Genomic DNA, 24,854 nt, shown 5'->3' with positions numbered 1-24,854 from the left:
TCACTCCGTTTCTCGTTGTCTGACCGCGACGCGGCTCAGCGCGCCGCGCACCGCGGTGCCCGCCGCCACCTTCTCCAGGACGTCCACCGCGGCCTCCGCACCGCGTTCGGCTCGGATGTCGGTACCGAGTTCCGTTGCCCGCGCGGCGTACCGCGGATCGCCCAGCACCTCGCGTACGGCGTGGACGAGGCCGTCCCCGGTGAGACGGCGGCGGGCCAACGGTTCCGGCGCGACCCCCAGCTCGTGCAGCCGCCGGGCGTTGAACCACTGGTCCGGAAACGACGGGCACACGACCTGCGGCCTGCCGGTCGCCATCGCGGTCGCGAGCGTGCCGAGCCCGCCATGGTGGACGACGGCCGACACCCGCGGGAACAGCCAGTCGAACGGCACGTCGTCGACGAGGATCGTGTCGGGGCCGAGGTCGTCGGGCCGCATCCCGGTCCAGCCACCCACCACGACCGCGCGCGCCCCGGCCTCGCGTACGGCGGCGCCGACGAGGTGGCCGAGCGCGCCCGGCTCCGCGGTCACCGAACTGGCGAAGCCGACGTACAGCGGCGGCGGGCCGGCGGAGAGGAAACGGGCGAGCGCGCGGTCCGGGCGCCAGCCGTCGGCGAGCGGCAGCGTCCAGAACCCGGTCGTGTGCACGTCGTCGGGATAGTGCATGCCGTCCGGCAACAACAGCCGGCTGAACGCGTTGAGCACGGTCGTCGGCGACCCGTCCACCTGCCGCAGCTTCCCGTACGGGCGGTGCCGCAGGCCGAGCTGCCGGCGCCGCCACCCGGCACTGCCACCCGCGTACGTCCACAGGATCGCCGGGCTGGCGACGTACGTGGCGCGGTTGCACACCCGCGGCACCCGGAACGGGAACGACGGGTCGGGGAACGTGCCGTTGGGCACCCAGTACGCCTGCGGGCACATCAGTACGCTGGGCGCGCCGAGGTAGTCCGCGAGGTGGTGGCCGGGCACGCTCGCGTGGTAGAGCACCACGTCCGGGATCTCGTTGCGGCGCCGCAGATCCGCGACCAGATCGGCCAGGTCGGCGCGGAACAGCGCGACCAGCCGCCGCGTCTTGCGCGCCGACTGCAGCAGCTGCGCCTTGCCCCGCACCCCGCGGAACTTCTGCTCCAGCCCGCGTACCACGGTGGTGTCGGTGGCGAGCACGTTCGGCCCGTCGTGGATGCGCACCAGCTCCGCGCAGTACGGCTCGGCGAGGCCGGCGGTGGCGGCCGGCGCGGCGAGTACGACATGGTGGCCGCGGGCGGCGGCGGCGCGCGCGGCGGCGGCGAACGGCTGCACGTCGCCGCGGCTGCCGTGGGTGATCATCAGGATCCTCATGCCGGCAGCCCATCCCGTCCGTACGACCTGTGGCGTTCCATGGGCCGACCGTGACACGGCGGGCAGCCGGCACACAGGGGGCGGTTTCAAGCGCGACACGCACCCCACCGGCGCTCACGGTTGAAAACGCCCCCGGGCGTACGGACCGGTCCCGGTGGTGCAATGGGCGCGCGACGCATCGGGGCCGGGCGCCGCCGGTCCGCGCCGCGGGAAGGGAGTCAGCCCGATGGCCGACCGTCCACGACCGTTCCGCTTCGGCGTCTACCTGACCGACGTGACCACGCGCGCCGAGTTCGTCGAACGCTGCCGCCGCGCCGAACGCTACGGCTACGACACCATCGGCGTCGCCGACCACCTCTCGATGTGGGGCCCGCTGCCGGCCGTCATGGCCGCGGCCGCCGCGACCGACCGGGTGCGGCTCACCACCGCGCTGCTCAACACCGGCTTCCACAACCCGACGCTGCTCGCGCGCGACGTGGCGACCGTCGACCGGCTCACCGACGGGCGGTTCGACCTCGGTCTCGGCACCGGCTACGAACGCCACGAGTTCGACACCGCCGGACTGCCCTGGCCCGGCGCCCGCGCCCGCGTCGACCACCTCGCCCGTACCGTGGCCCGGCTCCGCGAACTGTTCGCCGACGGGACGTACCAGCCGGCGCCGGTGCAGCGACCCGGGCCGCCGCTGTGGATCGGCGGGCGCGGCGACCGGGTGCTCGCGCTGGCCGCCGAGTACGCGGACATCGTGGGGTTCACCGGGTTCGCCGCGACACCGGACGGCCGCAAGGGCGACCTGTCCCCCGTCGACGGCATCGCCGAACGCATCGCGTACGTCCGCGGCCGGGCCGGCGACCGCTTCCCCGCACTGGAACTGAACGTCCTCGTGTGGCGCGTCGTCGTCACCACCGACCGGACCGCCGCCGCGGCACGGCTCGGCCCGGTACGCGGGCTCTCGCCGGACCAGCTGCTCGACGTGCCCACCGTACTGATCGGCAGCGTGCCGCAGATCGCCGCACAACTGCGGGAGTTCCGGGACCGGCTCGGGTTGAGCTACTTCACCGTCCGGGACTGCAATCTCGACGCGTTCGGCCCGGTGATCGCGCTCCTGCGCTGAGCGCCCGCGCGCGGCTCAGTGGACGCGGTGGCCGCCCCGGCCGGTCAGCGACAGTACGACCTGCATCCGGGTCGGGTCGAGGCCGGTGGTGGTGGTGAACCGCGTCAACGACTCCGTCACGTACGACTGGAGCCGGGTGACGTCGCACTCGTCGCTGAGTTCGAGGCGGGCGTGGATGCGCGGATCGGCGCGGTCCCCGCTGATGTCCACGCGCACCCGCCGTACCTTCGGGTGCCGGGCGAGGTCGCGCTCGATGCTGTGCACGACCGCCGCCGACCGTACGCGGGTGCGGCCGGGGTGCGTCTCCTCGTCGTCCGGGCCGCCGAACAGCAGGTCCGAGATCTGCTGCCCGGCGCGCGGCAGCAACTGCGCGCGGATCAGCAGGAACGCCAGTACGGCGAGGACCAGGCCGGCGGCGGCGACCACGAGCCAGGCGGCCGTACCCCAGTCGTGCCAACGGTTCCGTACGATGGGCGGCAGCAGGGTCGTCGCCGCGTCGACGCGCGGCACCCGGCCGAGACTGACGAGCGTGCCGGCGGCGCCGATCACCACCAGCAGTACGCCGAGGACGATGAACAGGCCGCGGTTGAACCCGTCCATCACGCCACCCGCTTCGGCCGGCGCAGCGCGACGCGGACCCGGACGGCGCCGGGCGCGGCGACCCGGTCGAGTACCGCGGCGACGGTGCGGTCCACGTCGGGGCGGGCGTCGTTCCGGCCCCGCGGCCGGACGACCAGGCGCCAGCGCTGGTCCCGGCCGCGCAGCCGGGTGTGCGTCTCGGACAGCCCGGGAACCCCGTCGCAGGCCGCCGACACCTGCCGTTCCACCGATCTGCGGAGTACCCACCAGGTGAGCGGGCGCGGGTCGTCGGCGCGCCGGATGCCCAGCCGGACCGGCGCCCACGGCCGGAGTTCCAGCAGCAGCACCAGAATCCCGAGGACGCCGATGCCGATCGACACCCCGAGTACGACCGACGAACTCAGCGGCGTCCGCGTCAACGGCCCGTACCAGCGGGCGAAGTCCACGGGCCACGGCCGGCGCCCGGCGGCGGCGAGTACGCCCTCGACGAGCGCGAGCAGACCACCCGCCAGCAGGACGAGACCGAGCAGCAGCGCGGCCAACCTGTTGACGACCCGCATCACCGCACCTCCCCGCCATCGGCACCACGGCGCAGGGCCGACTCGACCGCCTCGTCCACCACGTCCTCGACGACGACCTCCACCCGCCGCTCGTCGCCCGCATCCGCCAGTACGGTGGCGACGGCCGCGGCCACCCCGGTGACGACCGGTTCGAGCGGAAGCCGGTCGATCACGACGTGCACGGACACGGCCGACCCGCCGAGCGCCACGCCCACGATCGCGTCACCCGGCACCTGCGTGACCGCCGGCACGCCACCGCCCGGTACCAGCGCAGCGACCCCCTGCGCGGCGCCGGCGGCGGCCGCGACCGCGCGGGCCAGTACGCCTCGGTCCAGGACCGTCACCCCCTCCGCGGCCACCGGCGGCGTGCTGCCGACGCATCCCGGAGCTGCCCGCCGCTACTGGACCCGCGACTCCTTGGACTCGGACTCCTCGCCCTCGACGTAGATGTCGTCGACGCTGATGTTGACCTCCACCACGTGCAGCCCGGTCATGCCCTCGACCCGCTGGATCACGTTGGCGCGCACGGCATCCGACACCTCGACGATGCTCTGCCCGTACCAGGTGACGACGTCCAGGTCGACCGCGGCCTCCCGCTCGCCGACCTCCACGCCGACCCCCTGACTCGCCGACGACGTGTCGGTACCGCCCGGCACCAGGGACCGGATCTGCCCCATCCGGCGCGCCAGGCCGGTACCCATCGAGTACACGCCGGGGATCTCGCGGGCCGCCATGCCGGCGATCTTCGCGACGACACCGTCGGCGATCCGCGTCTGGCCGTGCTCGCTGCTCAGCGACGCGTGCGTACCGGCCGAGCCGACCGGGCGGCTCGGCCCGTTCGGCGCCGACTGGCCGCGCTCCCCCGTACCCGTCGATCCGGCCCTGGCAGCCTCGTTACCGGCATCCGCAGCCATAGTTCGTACTCCTTCGCTGTTTGCGACCGGCGATCCGTCACCGCTTCGTCGACGTGAACCGTTCGGTCACGTCCGCCCACTTGATGTCGCCTTCCAGGACGCGGACGACCCCGTAGCCGACCAGGCCGGCGGCCGCGGCCCCCAACGCGATCAGGAACCCGAGGCTCGCCCACAGCCACACGATCAGGAGACCGACGAGAAAGCCGAACTGACGGTGGGACATGGCGCCTCCTCAAGCCCCGTTTTGCGCTGCCCGCGCGCGCAGCTGCCCGGCCAACGGGTCCGCGTACCGTCCGGCCCGGCCCGGCAACCGGTTCCGGGGCCGCTGCCCCCAGGATGAACCCCGTACGGCTCTGCGCGGACCATATCGAACAATCCCGTGTTCGCCCCGTTCTGGGCGGAAAGGTCCCGCCGCGGCGCCGTCCGTCACGGTCGCCGGGCGCGCGTCGTGCCGATCGCGTTTCACCCGGGCCGGCTCTCGACCCCACACCAAGGTGTACGACGATGCCCCGCCGGCAGCCCGGCACCCGCTGCGCGTCGGAACGCTCCGGGAAGTGGGTTTCCTTGCGGGGCAGGCGGATCCGGCGGTCAGGTCGCGGCGGCAGCGGCGTGCAGCGCTGGCGCGGCGTCGCGCGCGATCGGCTCGCCGTGGCCGAACAGCGCGGTGTCCGCGTCGAGCGCCGCCAACCGGTGCAGCGACCGTACGGCGCGGGCCCGGTCGGTGTTGAAGACGCCCAGCATCGTCCGGCCGACGTTGGCGACGGCGTCGCCGGTGAACAGCACCCGCGGGCCGGGCAGGTGGACGGCGATCGACCCGTCGGTGTGCCCGGGTACGGCGACCACCACCGCACCGCCGCCGAACGCCAGCGTGTCCCCGTCCCCGACCTCCCGGTCGACCCGGCAGGGCGGGGCGGGCGGCAGCGCCGGAACCGCCGCGCGGATCGGCACCTCGAACGGCTCCAGTACGGGCGGCGCGCCGGCCCGGTCGCCGCGGATCACCGGCGCCTCCAGGCGGTGCGCGACGACCTCCGCGCCGTACCGGTCGGCGAGGTCGGCGGCGGATCCGGTGTGGTCCTCGTGCCAGTGCGTCAGGACGATCCGGCGCAGCTCACCGTCCAGCGCGGCGGCGATCTCGGCGGCGGAGCCGACCGGGCCGGTGTCGACGAGCGTCAGCTCGGTGCCGTCGCGCCACAGGTACGCGCTGCCGACGGCGAAGCGCAGCATCCGCAGGGACGGCAGGACGTCGAGGATCTCCATGCGTACCAGGGTGTCAGGTGGGGCGGCGGGTCGTCGTGCCTGTTCGCGCACAGCGGACGGCGGCCGGTGTCGGATCGCGCCAAGAGTCGCCGACCCGACGGCGGGCGCGCGGATCCCCTGTCACCATGGCGGTTTCCGTGAACGGGGAACGGAGGAAGGACCGTGCGAAGACTCGCAACCGTCGTCACCGCCGCCGTACTCGGCGGGCTCGCCGTCGCGGCGCCGGCCGCACCCGCCGCCGCGCGTACGGCGTGCACCGTGCACAGCAACCTGATCGGCGCCGTGGACCAGAACCACGGGCGCGTGCTCATCCTGCGCCAGGACGTGGACTGGCGCCGTACCAACCCGATCTGCTGGCAGCGGACGCTCGGCGGCGGCCGCTGGGGCCACCTCACCGACGTCAAGTTCCGCCGGTACGGGAGCCAGTGGGACGTGCTCGTCTCCGCGGGCAACGGCAACGTCGGCATCTTCGCGTACCCGTCGGGTCGGCGGATCTGGTCGGCCACGGTGCCGAATCCCAGGCAGGGCACCAGAAACCCGCACTCGATCGAACTGCTGCCCAACGGCGGCGTCGCGGTCGCGGACAGTACCGGGGTCGCGTGCGGCGGCTGCGGGGAGGGGCGACTTCTCTACTACCCCAAGGGTTCCCGTTCGCCGAAGGTCTACCGGCAGCCGTCCGCGCACGGCGTCCTGTACAGCGACGGCCGGCTCTGGGCGGTCGGCGGCAGCACGCTCTACCAGTACGACATCGGTCGTGGAAACCTCACCCGGCACGGCGGCAACCTGAACGTGGGCCGGGGACGGGTCACCGGGGCGCACGACCTGTCGCCGATGACCGGCAGCGCCCGGCACCGGATGTGGATCGCCGGCAACGCCGTCTACCACTACGACAAGTACTCCGGCCGGCCGCCGACACGGTGGAGCGTGCCCGCGAGTCGCAGCTGCGTCAAGGCGTTCGGCACCCAGCGGGACGGCAGGATCGTCGAAGCGTGGAAGAACCACTGCACGGGCAGCAACTACCTGTCCGACACCGTCTACCTCTTCCGGTACGACGGCACGCATCCGACGGCACTGCGACTCCCCGGCGCCGGATTCTACAAGGCCCGCCCGGTCACCTGGTCGTACTACTGAAGCGGCGCGGCCGGGCGGGTGTCGTCGCGCCCGCCCGGCCGTACCGGTGTCCACAGTGGATGGTCAGTCCACCGGAACCGGTTGCAGCGCACCGGATTCCATCGCCACCCAGATCCGACCGTCCGGGCCCACCGCGAGCCCGTGCGGTTCCGCACCCGCCAGCGGGTACCCGGTGATCGTGCCGGAGGTGGTGATGCGGCCGAGCCGGCAGCCGGCCCACTCGGTGAACCAGAGGGCGCCGTCCGGCCCGGCGACGACCGCGTGCGGGCGCGCGGCACGGTCCGGCAGCGGATACTCGGTGACCGTGCCGGTCACGTCGATGCGGCCGATCTGGCCGGCCCCGATCTCCACGAACCACAGCGCGCCGTCCGGCCCTGCGCAGATGCCGACCGGCGCGGAACCCTTGGTGGGCAAGGGATGCAGCGTGATCTCGCCGGCGACGGTGAGTCGGCCGATCGCGTCGCCCTGGTTGAGGGTGAACCACAGCGCACCGTCCGGGCCGGCCGTGATCGCCGACGGCATGGCGTTCTCGGTGGGCAGGTCGAACGTTTCGATCGCGCCCGTGGCGTCGATCCGGCCGATCCGGTCGCCCTGCAACTGGGTGAACCACACCGCCCCGTCCGGACCCGCCGCGATCCCGTACGGCGCGGCCACCTCGTACGCGGTGAGGGTGCCGTCGACGGTGATCCGGCCGACCCGACCCCCGGCGTACTCGGTGAACCAGAGCGCGCCGTCCGGGCCGACGGTGATGACGGTCGGTTGGCCGTCGGCCGGATCCAGCGGGAACAGCGTCGGCTCGGCACCCGGTACGACTCGGCCGATGCGACCGTCCAGCAGGGTGAACCACAGCGCGCCGTCCGGACCGGTGACGACACCGTACGGGGAACCGTCGATCAGCACAGGCATCCCTCCGAGAGCGTGATCCGTCGACCGGTGAAGCGCCGTCGCAGCGCCCGGTCGTGGCTGGCGACGACGAGCGCGCCGCGGTAGCCGTCGAGGGCCCGTTCCAGCTCCTCGACCAGGGTCAGTGACAGGTGGTTGGTGGGTTCGTCGAGCAGCAGCACCTCGTACTCCCCCGTCAGCAGCACGGCCAGCGCGAGCCGGCGCCGCTGCCCCACCGACAGCGCCGCCACGTCGGAGTCCAGCGCGTCGTCCCGGAAGAGTCCGGTCGCCAGCAACTCGGCCACCTCACCCGGGTACGACTCGGCCACCGTACGGCCCGGCGCGAACTCCACCTCCTGCGCCAGGTACCCGGCGCGCGGCCCGGCCGCCGTACGGATCGCGCGCAGCAGCGTGGACTTGCCCGCGCCGTTGCCGCCGTCCACGAGCAGCCGGTCCCCCGCCCCGATCCGCAGCTCCGGTACGCGCAGCCGGTCGGCGACCCGCACGTCGCGCAGCTCCACCACGGTGCGCCCGGACGGCGCCGCGGTCGCGAACGTCCCCCGGAACCGCAACGGTTCCGGCGGGCACGGCACCGGGTCGGCGTGCAGCCGGCGCAACCGTTCCTGCGCCTGGCGTACGCGGGAGGCGACGGAACTCTGTACCCGGCCGGCGTTCCGGTCGTACGCCATCTTGTTGTTGTCGGTCATCGCGCGGCCGGTGGCGACCCGGTGCGCGGTGGTCGCGGCGAAGTCGGTGACCCGCCGGACCTCCGCCCGCCAGTCCGCGTACGCCTGCGCCCAGCGCTGCCGGGCCGCCGCCTTCGCCGCCAGGAACCCGCTGTACCCGCCGCCGAAGCGGGTCGCGACGCCGTCCTCGACCTCCACGATCGCGGTCGCCACCCGGTCCAGGAAGATCCGGTCGTGCGAGACGACCACGACGGTGCCGCGGTGCGCGCGCAGCCGGTCCTCCAGCCAGGTCGTCGCGGCCTCGTCGAGGTGGTTGGTCGGCTCGTCCAGCAGCAGTACCTCGGGCGCGGCGGCCAGCAGGCAGGCGAGCGCGAGCCGGGCGCGCTCGCCGCCGGACAGCGCGGACAGCGGCCGACCCCGCCCGACGTACGCCAGCCCGAGGGCGTGCAGCGCCGCGTCCACCCGGGAGTCGGCCTCCCACCCGTCGCGCGCTTCGAACGCGCCGAGCAGCTCGCCGTACGCGGTCATGTCCTGGGTCTCGGCGGCGCGCTGCATGTCGCGTTCCAGCGCGCGCAGGTCGGCCAACGCGGCGTCGACGGCGCCCTGCACCGTGGTGTCGCCGGGCAGGTCGAGCGTCTGGGCGAGGTGGCCGACGCCGCCCGCGGCCTGCACGGTGATCTCACCGTCGTCCGGTACGTCCGCGCCGGCGATCAGCCGCAGCAGCGTGGACTTGCCCGAACCGTTCTCGCCGACGATGCCGACGCGCTCGCCGGGGCGGACGCTGACGGTGAGCCGGTCGAGGACGAGGCGCGCACCGTACGACCGGGTGACGTTCTTGAGGGACAGCTGAGTGGTCAGGATGGAACTCCAATCGCAACTTCGGTAGCGTTAACCTAGCACGAGTCCGATCCTTAACGCAACTGGAGGAGACTTTGGAGAAGCGTCCCGGTGGCCGCAGCGCCCGCGTACGCGACGCCGTACGGCAGGCCACCCTCGCCGAACTCGCCGCGCACGGCTACCGCGGCCTCACCGTCGACAACGTGGCCACCCGGTCCGGCGTCCACAAGACCAGCGTGTACCGGCGGTGGACCAACGCCGACGGGCTGATCGCCGACGCGCTGGAACTCGCCCGGAACGAACCGTGGCCGATCCCCGACACCGGGTCCGTCGACGACGACCTGCGCCGCATCGTCCGCCTCGTCCGGCACGGCTTCGCCGATCCCGACGAGGGACCGGTCGCGCGCGCGTTCGTCGCCGCGGCCGTACAGAGCGACGACGCCGCCCGCGCGCTGCACGAGTTCTTCGCCGCCCGCCACGACCAGTCCGCCGTCGTCGTACGCCGCGGCGTCGAGCGCGGCGAGCTGCCCGCCGGTACGGACGCCACCGAGGTGATCCGGGTGGCCGTCGCCCCCGTGTACTACCGGCTGTTCGTCACGCACGAGCCGGTACGCGACCGCGACGCCGACCGGGCCGCCGACGCCGCACTCGCCGCCGCCCGCGCCGGAATCCTCTGACCGCACCGCTGTCCGCGGCGGGCATCCGCCGATACGCTGGGCCCACCATGATCGCATCGAGCACGGACACCCACCCCCACCTGCCCGTACGGCTGGACGTGTCGTGGCTCGGCGTCGTCCGCCACGGCCAGTCCACCGCGAACGTCGCCTGGGCCGACGCGGTCGCCGCCGGCCGCCACCACGCCGGGATCGACCACCGCGACGCCGACGTCACCCTCACCGCCACCGGACGGGAACACGCCGCGGGAGTGGGCCGCTGGCTCGCCGGACTCGACGCCGCCACCGCACCGCAGATCGTCGTGGTCTCGCCGTACCGGCGCTGCCAGCAGACCCTCGACATCGCCCTGGCCACCCCCGGCGCGCCCGCACCCGAGCTGGTCGTCACCGACGAGCGCCTCCGCGACCAGGAACTCGGCGTACTCGAATGGCTCACCGACGACGGCATCACCGCCCGGTACCCGGAGGAGGCCGAACGCCGCGCCCGTACCGGCCGGCTCTACCACCGGCCGCCGGGCGGCGAGTCCTGGGCCGACGTGGCGCTGCGGCTCCGGTCGCTGTTCGCCGACATCACCGACCGCTGGCCCGGCCGACGCGTCCTGCTCGTCGGGCACGACCTCACCGCGCGGCTCGCCCGGTACCTGGTCGAGGGGCTCAGCGAGGCGGACCTGATGGCGTCGACCGCATCCGACCCCGTCGCGAACGGTTCACTGACCGCCTGGGACCGGCGCGACGGCCACCTCACCCTGGTCGCCCGCCACACCACCGACCACCTGGCCTGACGTACCATGGAAGCGTTGTCGCGCAACGGATCCCGCACAGCGCGATCGCCGCGTGCCCGGCAGCGGACACGCGGCGATCATGGTCTACCAGCGCCGGGGAGTCCCCGGCCCCGGGGCTACTCCCACCAGTCGAACCAGTAGCCGTTGCAGTCGTGGCCGGGGATGCAGGTGTTGTCGGTGCCGGCCCAGTACAGCGGGCCCACCTGGTAGCCGTAGTGGCGGAACGTGTTCTGGGACTGGACGCAGGTGTCGTAGTCGAACCCGCACCACTTCGTGCCCGACGCCATCGGCCGGACCGTACCGGCGTGGGCGGCGGCGACCGCGTGCGTCGCGGGCGCCGCGTGCGTCGTCGACGCGGCGGCGGTCCCGGTCCAGGCGGCGGCCAGCAGCACGCCCGCGCCGAGGGCGACGCCGACCCGGCGCGCCACAGCGGACATCATCATCGATGTTCCCCTTCGATGTCGGTACTCCAGCGGAATGCGCGGCCAGCGTATGGGACCGGACCGGCGCCGACCGTTCCGTTCGCTGTCACCCGGCTGTCACGCCGCTGTCACCCGCTCCGAACCACGGAATCCGTTGTGGCACAGCCATCTCCGCGCGCACCGTGGACATCGCGTACGCCCCGCCGACCGTTACGGCGCGCCGTCCGTTACGGGGCCGCCTGGACGACGGTGCACGGGGTGGGTGTGGTCGGCCCGGACGCCGGCGCCGGTCCGCAACCGGACACCCGCGACGATCGGAGAGCCCCCGTCCGGGCCGCGCCCGACCGCGACGACGAGGACCCCGGTCCCTTGCCCGCCCGGGAGTTCAGGTGTCGCGGGTGGGTCGGCTGCCGGTGATCGTCCGGCCGGCCGGTCACCTCCTCCAGGTGGCGCATCGACCGGGTCGACACCTTCGGTACGAAGCAGTCCTCGCCGGTGACGTGGTGCGCCTCCACGATCTCCGGCGTACTGTCCAGCAACGCGTGGAACGGCCGGTCGTTGCCGTGCGGGTACCGCAGGCGGACGAACGCCAGGACGGTCAACCCGAGCCGTTCCGGGTCGACGACGGCGGTGTAGCCGGAGACGACGCCGGCGCCCATGGTTGCTGACACCGGATCCGTTGGCGGACAACGCTTCCCGCGGCCGTCGACGCCCGGCACCGGATCCGTTGGCGGGCAACGGATCCCGCGCGGGCAACCGACCGGGTGGGCACGAACAGGGTTCCGGGACACGATCCTCCGGTACCGGGCGGTCGGGTGCGAACCGGGTCGCCCGACGGTGGGCGGCCGTTAGGGTGGCGGCATGAGCTGGGAGTTCGCGACGGCCCCCGCGCGCTGCGCGCCGGGGATCGTGTCGATGGTGGGGTACCGGGCGTTCGACGTGCCCGACACGGTGCACCGGGGCCTGCCGTCGTCGCTGCTCACGTTCATCGTCGCGCTCGACGACGGGGTACGGGCCGCGCCGACCGTCGCCGAGCTGCCCGACGCGCGCCCGGCCCCGGTCGTACTGGGCGGGCTGCACGTCGCGGCCAGTCAGGTACGGCAGCAGCCCGGTCAGGCCGGCATCCAGATGGCCGTGCACCCGCTGGCCGCACGCGCCCTGTTCGGGCTCCCCAGCGCCGAGCTGAGCGTCACCGACTTCGACGCCACCGCCGTACTCGGCAGGCGCGTCGTCGAGCTGCGCGACCGGCTCGCCGAGGCGCCCGGCTGGCGCGAGGCGTTCGCGCTGACCGCCCGCCACCTGGTCGGGCTACACGGATCGCGGCGCACCCCGTCCGTCCGCCCCGACCTCGCGTACGCCTGGCACCTGCTGGAAACCAGCCGCGGCCGGATGCCCGTCGCCGCCGTCGCCGACCGCGTCGGGCTCAGTGCGCGACACCTCGCGACCCTGTTCGAACGGGAGGTCGGCCGCACCCCGAAGACCGTCGCCATGCTCATGCGCTTCGAGTACGCCAGCGCCGCGATCGCCCGCGCCGCACGCGGTCCCGGCCGCCTCGACCTCGCCGGCATCGCCGCCACCGCCGGCTACTGCGACCAGGCGCACCTCAGCCGCGACTTCGTCCGGTTCACCGGCGTACCGCCGCGGGTGTGGCTGGCGGAGGAGTTCGGAAACATCCAAGACGGCGGCCACTCCGGACGGTCAGAGTGGAGCCATGACTGGCTCGAATCCGACGGTGTTCATGACGCTCCAGGCCACTGACGCCCCGGCGCTGATCGACTTCTACGTCGACACGTTCGGGTTCGTCGTGGCCGCACGCTACGGCGACGGCGACACCGTCCACCACGCGCAACTCAACTGGCCCGACGGCGCCGGCGGCATCATGCTCGGCACCCACCGACCCGGCGCCGCCTGGTCCCGGCAGCCCGGCACCGCCGGCGCGTACGTCGTCACCACCGACCCCGACACCCTGTACGAACGCGTCCTGCAACACGGCGCCGACGTCGTGCGGCCGCTCGCGAAGACCGACTACGGCGCTCGCGAGTTCGCCGTACGCGACCCGGAGGGCAACCTGTGGTCCTTCGGCGACCACGCCGGCGAACCCACCCCGACCTGACACCCGATCCGTTGCCCCCCAACAGATTCCGGGTACTCGGCGCGGCGGCTCCGTGCGGTGCCGCCGCGTCGCTCAGTCCGCGAACAGCCGGCGGTGCCACCACGGCCGGCCCGGATCGGCGTACGGATCCGGCAGGCTCCGCCGCAGGAGTTCCTCGTCGACCTCGCCGACCCGGCGCCGCAGCGCGCCGGCAGCACGCGGCGGCAGCGTACGGATCGCCTCGGCGAGCAGGTCACGCTCGTACGTGACGTCGCAGCACGGACAGTCCGGCTGCGGCAGGTACACCCAGCGGCCCGGCCGGCGGAGCACCTGCCGGTACCGCAGCAACGCGCGGCGGATCTCGCGGGTGGTGAGCGGAGTGGCGCGGAGCGCGCCCGGCGGCCTACGCGGCATCGCCCTCTCTGGTCGTCATGCGCGCCATCCTGCCACGCCCCGCACCCGCCCCACCACGCGAAAACGGCGCCACCGCCCACATCGCCGGCCCCCGCAGCGGGTGTCCGTCCCTCCGGGCCCCCCGGCCCGCCGGACGCGCCCAGGACGACCGGTCGGTGTCCGGCCGCCCCGCGACGTGGAACGGGCGCGGCCCGGGTCGCGTGAGGTGGCCCGCCACCGCATCCGCCCCGCACCCGACGCGCCGGGATCTGTTGTGGCACAACCGAATCCGCTGACCTGGACGTCGTGACGACGCGGCCGTTCACACACCCCGGGAACGGCGGCGGATCCGCGCCGCGGTACGAGATCCGGCGCGGGCTCGGGTACGGCGTGCCGCGCCGCCGACCGGTACGATCCGCGCCGGGGCGGCGGAACCGCCGCGCTGACACGGCGACAAGGGGGCTGCGGTGCAGGTCTTCACGTTCGACCGGGCGGAACACGAGGTGACCGGCGACGGCAGCGTGAGCCTGCACGCCACGCGGATCGCGCAGTTCGCCGAGCAGGCGCGAGCGACCTGCCTGGCGGTGGCGCCGGGCGGCGTCATCGGCACCCATCCCGCCGTCTCCCACCAGGTACTCCTGATCGTCGCCGGCGCGGGCTGGGTGGCCGGCGAGGACGGGGCACCGGTTCCGGTGACCGCCGGGCAGGCCGCGTACTGGGCGCCCGGCGAGCGGCACACCACCGGCAGCGACACCGGCCTGACCGCGATCGCGCTCGAAGGCGGCCCGGTCACCATCTTCGCGCCCGAGACCGCCTGACCCACCCGCGCGATCCGCACACCTTCCGGCGGCCGCGCCGACCCCGAGGTCAGCGGGTACGGAGGAGGTGGTGGACGGCCTGGACGAGTGCGAGCAGGGCCGGGTCCGGCGCATCCGGGCGGGACGCGAGGCGGAAACGCAGCGGCGGTGGTGGGTCGGCGAGCGGCACGAACCGTACGTCGGGGCGGCGGACGGTGTCGGCGAGCAGCGACGGGAGCGGGAGTACGGCGTTGCCCGCGGCGACGAGGTCGAGCGCGGCGAGGTCGTCGGGGTCGGGCCCGACGGACCACGCGGTACCGGTGGGCAGCGCGGCGACCAGCGCCGGCCACGGTCCGCCGGGCGGCCGCTCGCCGGGGACGAGGACGCGGCGGCCGGTCAGCGCGCCGAGCCGTACGGTGCGGTGACCGCCGAGCGGGTCCGCGGCCGGTACGGCGAGGCGGTCGATCGCCACGGTGAACAGCGGGACGCCGGCGAGCCCGGCGGGGACGGGTGCGGCGAGGATCGCGGCGCCGACCTCCCCCGCGGCGACCGCCTCGGCCGCGGCGCGCTGGCCGGCGGCGCGCAGTACGACCTCGACGCCGGTGTCGCGGCCGGCCATCCGGCGCGCGAGCCGTGCGGCGAACGTACCGAGGAGGGTTGGATAAGCAAGCGTGATGGTCGGCCGGGTCGCCGCCGTCGCCCGCCCGGCTGCCTCGGCGAACGCGGCGGCCTCGGCCAGCAGCGCCTCCGCCCGCGGCAGCAGCGTCCGTCCCACGGCGGACAGTCGTACGTCCCGGCTGGACCGCTCGAACAGGCGGTGCCCGACGGCGCGTTCGAGTCGCCCGATCGCCTGGCTGACCGCCGGTTGGGAGAGCCGGAGCGTCCGCGCGGCGCGGGAGAAGCTGCGGTGTTCGGCGACCACGGCGAAGCAGCGCACGTCGCGCAGCGCCGGCATGCCGTCCATCGCTCCCCCCGGTTCCATCCGACGATAAGCATGCCGAATGCATGGCGGGCGTGCGCCGGCGGGACGGCTAACGTGCCGGGACCGGACAACCGCCGCGACCAGGGAGATGCCATGCCGACCACCCCGTTCCCCGACTCGACGATCCTCGGGTACCCGCGGATCGGCCCGCGCCGCGAGCTGAAGCGCGCGCTGGAGTCGTACTGGGACGGCCGGTCCGGGCTGGCCGAGCTGCGGGCCACGGGGCGCCGGCTGCGCGCCGACACCTGGACCGACCTGCGGCGACGCGGGCTCGCCGGCCCGGTGTCCAACACCTTCTCCAGCTACGACCAGGTACTCGACGCGGCGCTGGCGCTCGGCGCGGTGCCGGCCCGGTACGTGCGGGACACGCCCGAGGACACCGTGTTCGCCGCGGCGCGCGGCGCGGACGGGCTGCCGCCGCTGCGGATGACGAAGTGGTTCGACACGAACTACCACTACCTCGTACCGGAGATCGGGCCGGACACGACGTTCCGGGCGGATCCCGGCAAGCCGGTCGCCGAGGTACGCGAGGCGCGCGAGCTGGGCATCGAGACCCGACCGGTACTCCTCGGCCCGGTCACGTTCCTGCTCCTGGCCGAGGCGGCCCCGGGCGCGCCGGACGGTTTCGCGCCGCTCGACCGGCTGCCGGACGTGCTCACCGCGTACGAGGAGCTGCTGGGGGCGCTCGCCGACGAGGGCGTGGCGTGGGTGCAGCTGGACGAGCCGGCACTGGTCGCCGACCGTACGCCGGCGGAACTGGCCGCGACGGCCGCGGCGTACGAGCGGCTGGGTGGGCTGACACGACGCCCGGCACTGTTCGTCGCCTCGTACTTCGGCGGGTTGGGCGAGGCGCTGCCCGTACTGGCCGACAGCCCGGTCGAGGCGATCGGCGTGGACCTGGTGCGCGGGGACGTACCGGAGGCGCTGCCGGGGCTGCGGGACAAGGTGCTCGTCGCCGGGGTGGTGTCCGGCCGGGACGTGTGGCGCACCGATCCGGTCGCGGCCACCGCCCTGCTCGACCGAGTACGCGGCATCGCGGGCCAGGTCGCGGTCGCCACGTCGTGCTCGCTGTTGCACGTCCCGTACGACCTGGCGGTGGAGCCGGACCTGCCGGCGGAGCTGACCGGCCGGCTGGCGTTCGCGGCGCAGAAGGTGGACGAGGTGGTGGCGCTGGCCGCCGGTACCGCCGGGTCGGTGCCGGCCGCCCCGACACCGACTCGGCCCGTGGAGCCGCCACCGGTCGTGTCCCGCGCGCCGTACGCGGTGCGTGCCGCGGCGCAGGCGGCCCGGCTCGGGCTGCCCGAGCTGCCGGTGACCACGATCGGGTCGTTCCCGCAGACCGCCGAGCTGCGTACGACCCGCGCCGACCTGGCGGCCGGCCGCGTCGGCGCCGCCGAGTACGACGGGCTGATCCGCGCGGAGATCGAGCGGGTGGTGCGGTTGCAGGAGCGGCTCGGCGTCGACGTGCTCGTGCACGGCGAACCCGAACGCAACGACATGGTCCAGTACTTCGCGGAGCACCTCGACGGGTTCGCCGTCACCCGGCACGGCTGGGTCCAGTCGTACGGGTCGCGCTGCACCCGGCCGCCGATCCTGCACGGTGACGTACGCCGGGCGGCGCCGATCACCGTGGGCTGGTCGACGTACGCGCAGTCGCTGACCGACCGTCCGGTGAAGGGCATGCTGACCGGGCCGGTGACGATCGTCGCGTGGTCGTTCGTCCGGACCGACCTGCCGCTGCCGGCGGTCGTCCACCAGGTCGCGGACGCGATCCGCGGCGAGGTGGCCGACCTGGAGGCGGCCGGCATCGGCATCGTCCAGGTCGACGAGCCCGCGCTGCGCGAACTGTTGCCGTTGCGCGGCGCCGAGCGCGCGGCGTACCTGGACTGGGCGGTCGCCGCGTACCGGCAGGCCACGTCCGGCGCCGGCGACGCCACGCAGATCCACACCCACCTGTGCTACTCGGACGCCGACGAGATCCTCACCGCGATCGACGCGCTCGACGCCGACGTGACGAGCATCGAGTCGGCCCGCTCGCACGGCCGCATCCTCGGCGAGCCGGCCGTACGCGACTTCGCCCGCGGGCTCGGCCCCGGCGTGTACGACATCCACTCCCGACGGGTGCCGTCCACCGACGAGATCGTCGCGCAGCTGCGCGCGGCGACCACCGCCCTGCCCACCGGCCGGGTCTGGGTGAACCCGGACTGCGGTCTCAAGACCCGCGCGTACCCGGAGGTCACCGCCGCGCTGACGAACCTGGTCGCCGCGGCCCGCACGCTCCGCGCCGGCTGACGCACCGGCGCGGGCCCGGCCCGTCCCGACGCCGTACCGATGCGGCGCCGGGCGGGCCGGTGACGTCCCGGACCACGAAACGGTATCAGTGGGTGGGAGCCTGTAACACCCGGACCCGTTTGTACGAAAAGCGCACGAGCAATTCGCGTCGCGTTTCAGCGAGCCATTCTCCCGTTTACCCGCAGTGACTCCGACGGTTCACAAAGTACCGCGGCGATATGACGGGAAGGCAGGGTTTCGCCCGTCCGCCGGCACAACTACACTGCCGCGCATGTCCTACGACCAGTACCACCGGAACGGACCCCAGCAGGGATATCCCGGCCCCCAGCCGTATGACCAGCCGCCCGCCCGCGCGCCGCGCCAGCGTGGCGAGGGAGCGGCCCTGGTCGCCCGCATCGTCGTGGGCGTGACCTGCGCCGTCGCCGTGATCTTCGCCCTGCACGTGTTCCTGACGTTGGCCGGCGCCAATCAGGGAAACGGCTTCGTGCAGTTCGTGTACACCCTTGCGAAGGTGTTGGTCCTCGGCTTCGGCGACGTATTCACACCGAACGACGCGAAGATCGGCCTGGTGCTCAATTACGGCCTCGCCGCGCTCATATACATCGTCATCGGTCAATTTGTTGCGCGGCTTCTCCGGCGCTGACCGGGGAATCATTCACCGATCACGCCACGCCGGCCAGCTTCGCGTCGAGCGTGGCGAGATCGGGGACGAACCACACGTGGTCGGCGCGATTCGACTCGTGTACCAGCGCGCGCAGCGCCGCGCTGTCAGCGAGCTGCCGGGAGATGTCGCCGACCACGGCCAGCCGCAGCCGGTAGTTGACGAACTTCTGCATGACCTCGCCGGCGAACCGGGTACCGAGCGCGAAGAAGTCGTCGGACAGCCGGTCGGCCGGTACGGCGACCACCTCGGCCCCGAGGAACGCCGCGCCGATCAGGTCGAGCGCGTCGTTCGTGGTGGCGATCCGGGGCCCGTCGTACATGAGCACCGGCACGCCGGCGCGCCGCACCAGTTCGTCAGCCACGGCGTACCTCCGGCACGGGGCCGTCGCCGCCGAGTACGCCGTCGAGCAGGCGCAGCAGGTCGGCGGTGGCGGCGGCGTCGCCGAGCACCACGATCTTCATCCGGTTCCTCTCCTCGTCGTGGATCGTCTGGACCCGCAGCGGGTGCGCGGGGTCGTGCCCGGTGTTCACCCCGGCCAGCACGAACGTGCCCAGCCGGTCGGCCGTCGCCCGGTCCACACCGTCGATCTGCACGATGCTCGACACCTCCACCGTCGCCGGCCCGGCCGGCTCCGCGGGCTCGGTACGGCCGGCCAGCGCCGCCGCGTCCGCACGGGCGATCCGGTACTGCTTGCCGATCCGTACGGCGGGCAGCCGGCCGGAACGGATGTAGCCGCGCACGGTCTTCACGTGCAGCCCGAGCCAGTCCGCGACCTGCTCCACCGAGTACATGTCGTCCTTCATCGCGTCCTAACGTACCTTGAGAAGGGAAGGACAGGGAAGGTTGTGTGCCGGTGGCCACCGCAAAATCGGCTGCCGCGGCCGACCCGGGACGTGAGAATCGCGGCATGAGCCAACCCACCCTCCGCACCGCCCGCCTGGTGCTCGAACCGCTGTCCGACGAACACCTCGACGACGAGGTCGAACTCGACGCCGACCCCGAGGTGATGCGCTACCTCGGCCCCCCGCGTACCCGCGAGCAGGTGGTGACGCAGCACCGGCACCGGCTGTCCGTCGCCGACCGCGTCGCGGGGCTCGGGTTCTGGGCGGGACGCGTCGACGGGCGGTTCGTCGGCTGGTGGATCCTCGAACCGCCGGACCGCCCCGACCAGGGCCCGGTCGAGGGCCAGGCCGAGCTGGGCTACCGGCTGCTGCGCCGGTACTGGCGGCAGGGCCTCGCCAGCGAGGGCTCCCGCGAACTCCTCCGGTACGGGTTCGCCGACCTCGGCCTGGACCGCATCTTCGCCGAGACCATGGCCGTCAACGCCGGCTCCCGCGCCACCATGCGCTCCGTCGGCATGCGCCACGTCCGCACGTTCGAGCTGCCGTTCGACGAACCACTTCCCGGTACCGAGCACGGCGAGGTCGAGTACGCGGTGACCCGGGAGGAGTGGCTGGCCCGTACCCACTGAGCCGCACCGGTAGCGCCGGAAATCGTTGCGCCCACTGGTTTTCGTGCCACCGGCGCGTCCCGCGTCGCTCGGCGGCCCAGCGTTCCCGGCGCCGTGTCCCGGCATCGACTCGTTCGGTCGCGCTGTTCGACGGCGGGGTGATGCGAGAGCTCTGCCTACCCATACCCCGGCACGCCTCCCGACCAGGCGTTCCCGAGGCGGCGGAGCGGAAACAGCGCCTCGGCTGCCGACGGTCGGGCCACCCCGCGACAGAGCGGCCCGACCGGACGGGGCGCGCCCCGAGGACGCCCCGCGAAGCTCAGCCGTGCGTCACTTGCCCAGCGCGAACGAGAGGACGATCAGGATCGCCGCGGTGCCGTTGACCGCGGCACCGAGGATGATGCCGGTGATCGCGAGAGCGCGCCCGCGACCGCCGTCCTGCTTGATCTGCTTCAGCGCCGGCACACCCGCGACGATGCCGAACAGCGACAGGCAGCCGGTCAGGCCGAACACGAGGCTGACCACGGCCATCGGATTGATCTTGTCGTTCACCGGCTCGGCCGGCGCCCCGTACGTCTGCTCGCCCTGACTCGGGTCACTCGTACCGGACGACGCGGGCTGTGGGGGGTAGGTCATGAAAGAGAACACCTTAGGTTGTTGTGACAGGAATCCCGGGCAGCGTAGACGAGGCGCGCCAGCACGAAGCGCGGCGAAACGACGGCGGTGCGTCGCCGCCGCAGGGGACCTCCGCGACACGGATCCCCGGCGTACGACGGGATCGCGGGCGCTGTGGGTAATTCTGCCGCCGGAGCCGCTGGCTACGATGCCGCGGTGAACCTGCTCGCGGTGGATCTCGGTACCAGTCACACGGTCGCGGTGGTCGCCCGGGACGGGCAGGCGCCGCGACCGGTGCTGTTCGACTCGTCCCCGCTGCTGCCCTCCGGCGTGTACCGGCAGGACGACGGCACGCTCGCCGTCGGCCGGGACGCGCAACGGCTCGCGGTCGCCGCGCCCGACCGGTACGAGCCGCATCCGAAGCGGCGCATCGACGAGGGTTCCGTACTGCTGGGCGACACCGCCGTACCGGTGGTGTCGCTGCTCGCCGCGCCGTTGCGCCGGATCGTCGCGGAGACCGGCGTCCCCGACGCCACGGTGCTGTGCTGCCCGGCCGACTGGGGCGGCCCGCGCCGGGAGCTGCTGCGGGCCGCGGCACGCGAGGCGGGTCTCGGCGACGTACGGCTCGTCGAGGAGCCGGTCGCCGCCGCCACCTACTACACCCGCGTACTGGGCCAGGCCGTACCGCCGGGCGGTGCGTTGCTGGTGTTCGACTTCGGCGGCGGCACCGTGGACGTCGCCGCGGTGGACGGCAGTTCGGTGGTCGCCGTCGGCGGCCTCGACGACCTGGGCGGTGTCGACGTGGACGCGGCGCTCGTCGGCCACCTCGGCGCGCTCGTGTCGTACCGCGATCCCGAGCTGTGGCAACGACTCTCGGACGGTGCCGCGGGTGGACGCGACCGGCAGGCGTTCTGGGCCGAGGTACGCCAGGCCAAGGAGATGCTGTCGCGTACGCCGACCGCGCCGGTGTCCGTACCGGGTGGCAGTGAGCTGCACCTGACCCGTACCGAGCTGGAACGGGTCGCCGGCCCGCTGGTGGACCGCGCCGTGGACGAGGCGCGCCGGGTCGCGGACCGTTCCGGCCGACCGGTCGCGGGCATCCTGCTGGTCGGCGGATCGTCCCGGATCCCTTTGGTGGCAACGAGACTGCACGCCCGGCTCGGCGTCGCACCGGCCACCCCGGAGCAGCCCGAGCTGCCCGTCGCCCTCGGCGCCGTCCTGTCGGTCCAGCCGTCACGACCGTCCACACCGAACAGTCCACAGTGGAGCGGACCGGCCGCCGCGGCGTACCAGGGGCCGACGAGCCCGGCGGGTCCGACCACGACGGGACCGCGGCCGTTCCCGGTCCCGGTGCCCGCGGGTGGCCCGAACCAGCCGGGCCCCGGCGCGACCTCGTCGTGGGCGCCGCCGCCGGCGTGGGCTCCCCCGCCGCGGCGCGGCGGCCCCGGACACAAGGCGTGGATCCTGCCGGTGGTCGCCGCGACGCTCGTCGTCGCGCTGGTCGGCGGCGGGCTGTGGTGGGCGTCCGGCAAGGTCGGCGGCCTGCTCGACGCCGGCACGGGCAACGGCACCGACGCCGCCGGGTCGGGCGACGCCGGCACCCTCGCGCTGGTCGGCGACAAACCGGTCACCCTCGGCGGTACCGGCAAGACGGCGGTCGCGGCCGGCGGCGGCGCGTTCTACTACGCCGTCGGCGGTACCGAGAACACGGTGGTGCGCGCGGTCGGCCAGGCGGACGGCAGGCAGCGCTGGACCACCACGGTCAAGGTCGCGCCGGCCGACCTCGCGGTCACCGCCGTCGACACCGTCGTCGTACTCGACGCCAAGCGGTCGGCGACCAACTCCGGCAAGGACATGCGCGTCGTACTCGATGCGCGCAGCGGCACGCGGCTCTGGTCCGGCGACTGGAGCGACCACACCGACGTGACGTACATCGGGCACGAGGTGGTCGCGACCGTACGGGCGGACTTCCACGACCACCCGGCCCGCTTCGACCTGCGTACCGGGAAACGGAAGTGGTCGGGGTCGGCCACCGACACGGTCGTCGGCCTGGGCCACGGCGCCGTCCCGGTACTGCGCTGGCCGACCGCGAGCGGAAGGCACGGCGTACCGGTGTGGCCGTCCGCGCTGGCCGAGTCGCTGACCACCGACGCCTCGCGGTTCGTCACCGCACACGACGGCGAGGGTGCGGTGATCGACGCCGCGACCGGCAAGGCGACGGTCACCGGCGCGCTGCCCGTCGACGCCGAACACTGGATCGCGTACGACGGGCTGGTGGTCGGCGAGCTCACCGACTCGGCGTCACCCGGCCAACCCGCGGTCGCCGCGTACCGGTTGACGGATCTGCACAAGGCGTGGGTGTACCGGCTGGCGCCCGGCGAGTCGGTCAAGGACGTGCACCCGTGCGGCGAGCACGTCGTGTGCGTGTCCGCGGACGGCAGCGACGACAACACGATGATGGGCGTACGGACCGCGGACGGGAAGGCGGCATGGGCCCGGCCGATCACCGTGAAGTTCTCCGTCGACCCGGGCTGCCGCGTGTTCGGCACGGTGCCGGTGTGCGGCAACAGCACGTTCGACGACCTGCTCGGCGGCCCCGGCGACACCAACTACGTCCTCGACCCGCGTACCGGGCGGAAGGCGCGCGACCTCGGCTCCCCGTACCTGATGGCCGCGAACGGGTCGCACGCCCTCCAGATCATCCCGGACAACGGAAAGTGGCAGGCCCGCGTGGTCGACCTGACGTCCGGCGCCACCACCTCCTCGGTACGCATGGACACCGCTGACCTGCCCGTGTCGTGCACGGTCGACGGCACGCACCTCGCCGTCCTCACCAAGAACCGCCTGCTGTACCTGGCCACCAAGCGCTGACCCGGCATCGAACTCGCCGCGCTGAGCGTGTCGTGGTCGACCGGGTCGGCCGCCTGGCACTCCCCGGCGCGGCCATGCCGCCGCTCGCCGACGGCGGCCAGGAAGTCCCGCGCCACCTGCTTGTTCGTCCTGTCCGCGGCTCCGCCGCCCGGCGTACGCGTAGGTCGGCCACCGGCGTGTCCCATTCACTGACATCGCGAGGTAAGGGGTGTGCCGCGCCCGGTGCGCCGGCCGGTACGTCTTGACACATTCGACCGGTAGGGCCTAGCTTCGGCCGACGGAAATCGATTTCTCAGTACCGCAGCGCAAGGGCCCGCGGACGGTCGCCCCGCCGTTCGCTCCTCCCCCGAGGAGGCACACGATGTCCTTCACCCGCCGTACCGTCGGATCCGCCGTGGCCGTGCTGTTGGCGGTCACCGCGCTCGTTCCCGCCGCCGCGCACGCGGCGCCCGCGCCCACCGTGTCCCCGCACGCCGCCGGGCCCGGTCCCGTCGGCTGGGACACCTACCGCCATCCGGAACGCCTGGCCGAACTCGCCGACGGCAGCCGTACCCGGCAGTACTCCAGCTTCGACCGTACGGGCGGCAACGACGACGGCTTCGGCGGCGCGTACTCCTGCCTGCGGACGACCGGCGGACGGTGCGTCATCGCCGAACGCACCGGCGCGGGCGAGATCGACTCCATCTGGTTCACGCGCGACGGCGGCGACGTCAGCGCGACCGGCACCATCACCGTCACGCTCGACGGGCACGACGTGGTGCACGCGCCGCTGCAGGACCTCGTCGACGGCAAGCTCGGCGCGCCGTTCGTGTACCCGCTGGTCGCCAACGCCGACCAGAGTTCCGGCGGGGTGTACGTCAAGGTGCCGATGCCGTTCGCGCACTCGATGGTCGTCACGACCGACGCCAACCCGGTCTTCTACCACGTGACGTACCGGCAGTTCGCGGACGCGACGGGGGTGCGCACGTTCGACCCGACCGACCCGGCGACCGACGTGCTCGACGTCCTCAAGCGCGCCGGTACGGCCGATCCGAAGCCGGCGCAGCCCGGCGCGACCACCGGTACCACCGCCGTGGACGTACCGGCGGGCGGCAGAGCGACGCTGGCCTCGCGTACCGGGCCGGGTGCGGTGAGCGCGCTGTCGTTGACGCTGCCGGACCTGACCGCGCCGGGCGGCGACCCGGCCGCGGTCGCCGCCACCGACCGGATCTTCGCCGGCGCGCGCATCCAGGTCACCGCCGACGGGCAGCGCACCGTGGACGCCCCGCTCGGCGAGTTCTTCGGTACCGGACTGGGCCTGTACCCGGTGAGGTCCCTGTACTTCGCGGTCGACCCGGCGAGCCACACGCTCACCGCGTGGTGGCTGATGCCGTACCGGAGGTCGGTGGAGGTCGCGCTGGTGAACGGCTCGGACACGGCGATCCACGCCGGGCACGCCGCTGTCACCGCGGCACCGGCCGCGCACTGGGCCGCCGACCTCGCCCCCGGCGGACCCGACGGGTACTTCCGGGCCACGGCGGACCGCGCG

Annotated in this window: 27 protein-coding genes and 1 pseudogene; 12 read left to right on the top strand and 16 right to left on the bottom strand. The window is 73.8% G+C overall.

Annotated features, from left to right (window positions below; translation table 11 throughout):
• A complete protein-coding gene (locus tag Aru02nite_RS37220; RefSeq protein ID WP_275408642.1) occupies positions 1-1,335 on the bottom strand; it encodes a glycosyltransferase in 1,335 nt (444 codons plus the stop codon).
• 226 nt (positions 1,336-1,561) lie between these two features.
• Here Aru02nite_RS37220 and Aru02nite_RS15290 point away from each other — a divergent pair, with 226 nt between their 5' ends.
• Positions 1,562-2,446 carry a TIGR03621 family F420-dependent LLM class oxidoreductase gene (locus Aru02nite_RS15290; RefSeq protein ID WP_203658186.1) on the top strand — a complete coding sequence of 295 codons (885 nt, stop codon included), beginning with the start codon at positions 1,562-1,564 and terminating at the stop codon, positions 2,444-2,446.
• Between the two features lie 15 nt (positions 2,447-2,461).
• Here the strand turns inward: Aru02nite_RS15290 and Aru02nite_RS15285 are convergent, their stop codons facing one another.
• From Aru02nite_RS15285 to Aru02nite_RS15260, 6 genes are all read right to left on the bottom strand, one after another.
• On the bottom strand, positions 2,462-3,046 hold the full coding sequence (locus Aru02nite_RS15285) for an Asp23/Gls24 family envelope stress response protein (protein WP_203658185.1): 585 nt from the start codon (positions 3,044-3,046) through the stop codon (positions 2,462-2,464).
• Positions 3,046-3,585 carry a hypothetical protein gene (locus Aru02nite_RS15280; RefSeq protein WP_203658184.1) on the bottom strand — a complete coding sequence of 180 codons (540 nt, stop codon included), beginning with the start codon at positions 3,583-3,585 and terminating at the stop codon, positions 3,046-3,048. The genes Aru02nite_RS15285 and Aru02nite_RS15280 overlap by 1 nt, the downstream gene beginning before the upstream one ends.
• Positions 3,585-3,944 (bottom strand): hypothetical protein, encoded by a 360-nt coding sequence (locus tag Aru02nite_RS15275; RefSeq protein ID WP_203658183.1) that lies wholly within the window; start codon positions 3,942-3,944, stop codon positions 3,585-3,587. Before Aru02nite_RS15275 ends, Aru02nite_RS15280 begins: the two co-directional genes overlap by 1 nt.
• 39 nt (positions 3,945-3,983) lie before the next feature.
• Positions 3,984-4,499: an Asp23/Gls24 family envelope stress response protein gene (locus tag Aru02nite_RS15270; RefSeq protein ID WP_203658182.1), complete on the bottom strand. Its 516-nt coding sequence runs from the start codon at positions 4,497-4,499 to the stop codon at positions 3,984-3,986.
• 37 nt (positions 4,500-4,536) lie between these two features.
• A complete protein-coding gene (locus tag Aru02nite_RS15265) occupies positions 4,537-4,722 on the bottom strand; it encodes a hypothetical protein (RefSeq protein ID WP_203658181.1) in 186 nt (61 codons plus the stop codon).
• A 365-nt stretch (positions 4,723-5,087) separates the two neighbouring features.
• Positions 5,088-5,756, bottom strand: coding sequence for an MBL fold metallo-hydrolase (locus tag Aru02nite_RS15260; protein ID WP_203658180.1), 669 nt, complete (start codon positions 5,754-5,756; stop codon positions 5,088-5,090).
• A gap of 162 nt (positions 5,757-5,918) precedes the next feature.
• Between Aru02nite_RS15260 and Aru02nite_RS15255 the strand changes: the two genes are divergently transcribed.
• On the top strand, positions 5,919-6,887 hold the full coding sequence (locus Aru02nite_RS15255) for a hypothetical protein (RefSeq protein ID WP_203658179.1): 969 nt from the start codon (positions 5,919-5,921) through the stop codon (positions 6,885-6,887).
• A gap of 63 nt (positions 6,888-6,950) precedes the next feature.
• Here Aru02nite_RS15255 and Aru02nite_RS15250 read toward each other — a convergent pair whose 3' ends face one another.
• Positions 6,951-7,793, bottom strand: coding sequence for a Vgb family protein (locus Aru02nite_RS15250; protein ID WP_203658178.1), 843 nt, complete (start codon positions 7,791-7,793; stop codon positions 6,951-6,953).
• Positions 7,781-9,316 carry an ABC-F family ATP-binding cassette domain-containing protein gene (locus Aru02nite_RS15245; protein WP_425551570.1) on the bottom strand — a complete coding sequence of 512 codons (1,536 nt, stop codon included), beginning with the start codon at positions 9,314-9,316 and terminating at the stop codon, positions 7,781-7,783. The genes Aru02nite_RS15250 and Aru02nite_RS15245 overlap by 13 nt, the downstream gene beginning before the upstream one ends.
• A gap of 71 nt (positions 9,317-9,387) precedes the next feature.
• On the opposite strand from Aru02nite_RS15245, the gene Aru02nite_RS15240 reads away from it, so the two are divergent.
• Positions 9,388-9,969 (top strand): TetR/AcrR family transcriptional regulator, encoded by a 582-nt coding sequence (locus Aru02nite_RS15240; RefSeq protein ID WP_203658177.1) that lies wholly within the window; start codon positions 9,388-9,390, stop codon positions 9,967-9,969.
• Positions 9,970-10,016: 47 nt separating this feature from the next.
• The gene (locus Aru02nite_RS15235) at positions 10,017-10,748 is read left to right on the top strand and encodes a histidine phosphatase family protein (protein WP_203658176.1); all 732 of its coding nucleotides are present in this window, start codon (positions 10,017-10,019) and stop codon (positions 10,746-10,748) included.
• Between the two features lie 116 nt (positions 10,749-10,864).
• Here Aru02nite_RS15235 and Aru02nite_RS15230 read toward each other — a convergent pair whose 3' ends face one another.
• Both Aru02nite_RS15230 and Aru02nite_RS15225 read right to left on the bottom strand, forming a co-directional pair.
• On the bottom strand, positions 10,865-11,191 hold the full coding sequence (locus Aru02nite_RS15230) for a hypothetical protein (RefSeq protein WP_203658175.1): 327 nt from the start codon (positions 11,189-11,191) through the stop codon (positions 10,865-10,867).
• 206 nt (positions 11,192-11,397) lie between these two features.
• Positions 11,398-11,841, bottom strand: a complete 444-nt coding sequence (locus tag Aru02nite_RS15225) for an Lrp/AsnC family transcriptional regulator (RefSeq protein ID WP_239076704.1) — start codon at positions 11,839-11,841, stop codon at positions 11,398-11,400.
• Positions 11,842-12,031: 190 nt separating this feature from the next.
• Between Aru02nite_RS15225 and Aru02nite_RS15220 the strand changes: the two genes are divergently transcribed.
• Positions 12,032-12,928, top strand: a complete 897-nt coding sequence (locus Aru02nite_RS15220) for a helix-turn-helix domain-containing protein (RefSeq protein ID WP_203658174.1) — start codon at positions 12,032-12,034, stop codon at positions 12,926-12,928.
• Positions 12,882-13,283 carry a VOC family protein gene (locus Aru02nite_RS15215; RefSeq protein WP_203658173.1) on the top strand — a complete coding sequence of 134 codons (402 nt, stop codon included), beginning with the start codon at positions 12,882-12,884 and terminating at the stop codon, positions 13,281-13,283. The genes Aru02nite_RS15220 and Aru02nite_RS15215 overlap by 47 nt, the downstream gene beginning before the upstream one ends.
• A 72-nt stretch (positions 13,284-13,355) precedes the next feature.
• Here Aru02nite_RS15215 and Aru02nite_RS15210 read toward each other — a convergent pair whose 3' ends face one another.
• Positions 13,356-13,676 carry a hypothetical protein gene (locus tag Aru02nite_RS15210; protein ID WP_203658172.1) on the bottom strand — a complete coding sequence of 107 codons (321 nt, stop codon included), beginning with the start codon at positions 13,674-13,676 and terminating at the stop codon, positions 13,356-13,358.
• A 446-nt stretch (positions 13,677-14,122) separates the two neighbouring features.
• Here Aru02nite_RS15210 and Aru02nite_RS15205 point away from each other — a divergent pair, with 446 nt between their 5' ends.
• Positions 14,123-14,473: a cupin domain-containing protein gene (locus Aru02nite_RS15205; RefSeq protein ID WP_203658171.1), complete on the top strand. Its 351-nt coding sequence runs from the start codon at positions 14,123-14,125 to the stop codon at positions 14,471-14,473.
• Positions 14,474-14,522: 49 nt separating this feature from the next.
• On the opposite strand, the gene Aru02nite_RS15200 is transcribed toward Aru02nite_RS15205, so the two are convergent.
• Positions 14,523-15,434 carry a LysR family transcriptional regulator gene (locus Aru02nite_RS15200; protein WP_203658170.1) on the bottom strand — a complete coding sequence of 304 codons (912 nt, stop codon included), beginning with the start codon at positions 15,432-15,434 and terminating at the stop codon, positions 14,523-14,525.
• A gap of 93 nt (positions 15,435-15,527) precedes the next feature.
• On the opposite strand from Aru02nite_RS15200, the gene metE reads away from it, so the two are divergent.
• On the top strand, positions 15,528-17,726 hold the full coding sequence (metE, locus tag Aru02nite_RS15195) for a 5-methyltetrahydropteroyltriglutamate--homocysteine S-methyltransferase (RefSeq protein WP_203658169.1): 2,199 nt from the start codon (positions 15,528-15,530) through the stop codon (positions 17,724-17,726).
• A gap of 271 nt (positions 17,727-17,997) precedes the next feature.
• Complete coding sequence (locus tag Aru02nite_RS15190; protein WP_203658168.1) at positions 17,998-18,369, top strand: hypothetical protein; 372 nt, start codon at positions 17,998-18,000, stop codon at positions 18,367-18,369.
• A gap of 19 nt (positions 18,370-18,388) precedes the next feature.
• On the opposite strand, the gene Aru02nite_RS15185 is transcribed toward Aru02nite_RS15190, so the two are convergent.
• Positions 18,389-18,709 (bottom strand): DUF4180 domain-containing protein, encoded by a 321-nt coding sequence (locus Aru02nite_RS15185; protein WP_373324875.1) that lies wholly within the window; start codon positions 18,707-18,709, stop codon positions 18,389-18,391.
• 34 nt (positions 18,710-18,743) lie between these two features.
• Positions 18,744-19,193, bottom strand: coding sequence for a helix-turn-helix domain-containing protein (locus Aru02nite_RS15180; protein WP_239076703.1), 450 nt, complete (start codon positions 19,191-19,193; stop codon positions 18,744-18,746).
• Between the two features lie 104 nt (positions 19,194-19,297).
• On the opposite strand from Aru02nite_RS15180, the gene Aru02nite_RS15175 reads away from it, so the two are divergent.
• Positions 19,298-19,861 (top strand): GNAT family N-acetyltransferase, encoded by a 564-nt coding sequence (locus tag Aru02nite_RS15175; protein ID WP_203658166.1) that lies wholly within the window; start codon positions 19,298-19,300, stop codon positions 19,859-19,861.
• 309 nt (positions 19,862-20,170) lie between these two features.
• On the opposite strand, the gene Aru02nite_RS15170 is transcribed toward Aru02nite_RS15175, so the two are convergent.
• On the bottom strand, positions 20,171-20,476 hold the full coding sequence (locus Aru02nite_RS15170) for a DUF4190 domain-containing protein (protein WP_203658165.1): 306 nt from the start codon (positions 20,474-20,476) through the stop codon (positions 20,171-20,173).
• Between the two features lie 195 nt (positions 20,477-20,671).
• On the opposite strand from Aru02nite_RS15170, the gene Aru02nite_RS15165 reads away from it, so the two are divergent.
• Positions 20,672-23,326, top strand: a complete 2,655-nt coding sequence (locus tag Aru02nite_RS15165; RefSeq protein WP_203658164.1) for an Hsp70 family protein — start codon at positions 20,672-20,674, stop codon at positions 23,324-23,326.
• A gap of 361 nt (positions 23,327-23,687) precedes the next feature.
• A pseudogene (locus Aru02nite_RS37460) lies at positions 23,688-24,740 on the top strand (hypothetical protein); the annotation flags it as partial.
• Between the last annotated feature and the right edge of the window lie 114 nt (positions 24,741-24,854).

Origin of the sequence: Actinocatenispora rupis, from assembly GCF_016861975.1 — a bacterium.
GTDB lineage: Bacteria > Actinomycetota > Actinomycetes > Mycobacteriales > Micromonosporaceae > Actinocatenispora > Actinocatenispora rupis.
This window is presented reverse-complemented; position numbering and strand designations above follow the sequence as displayed.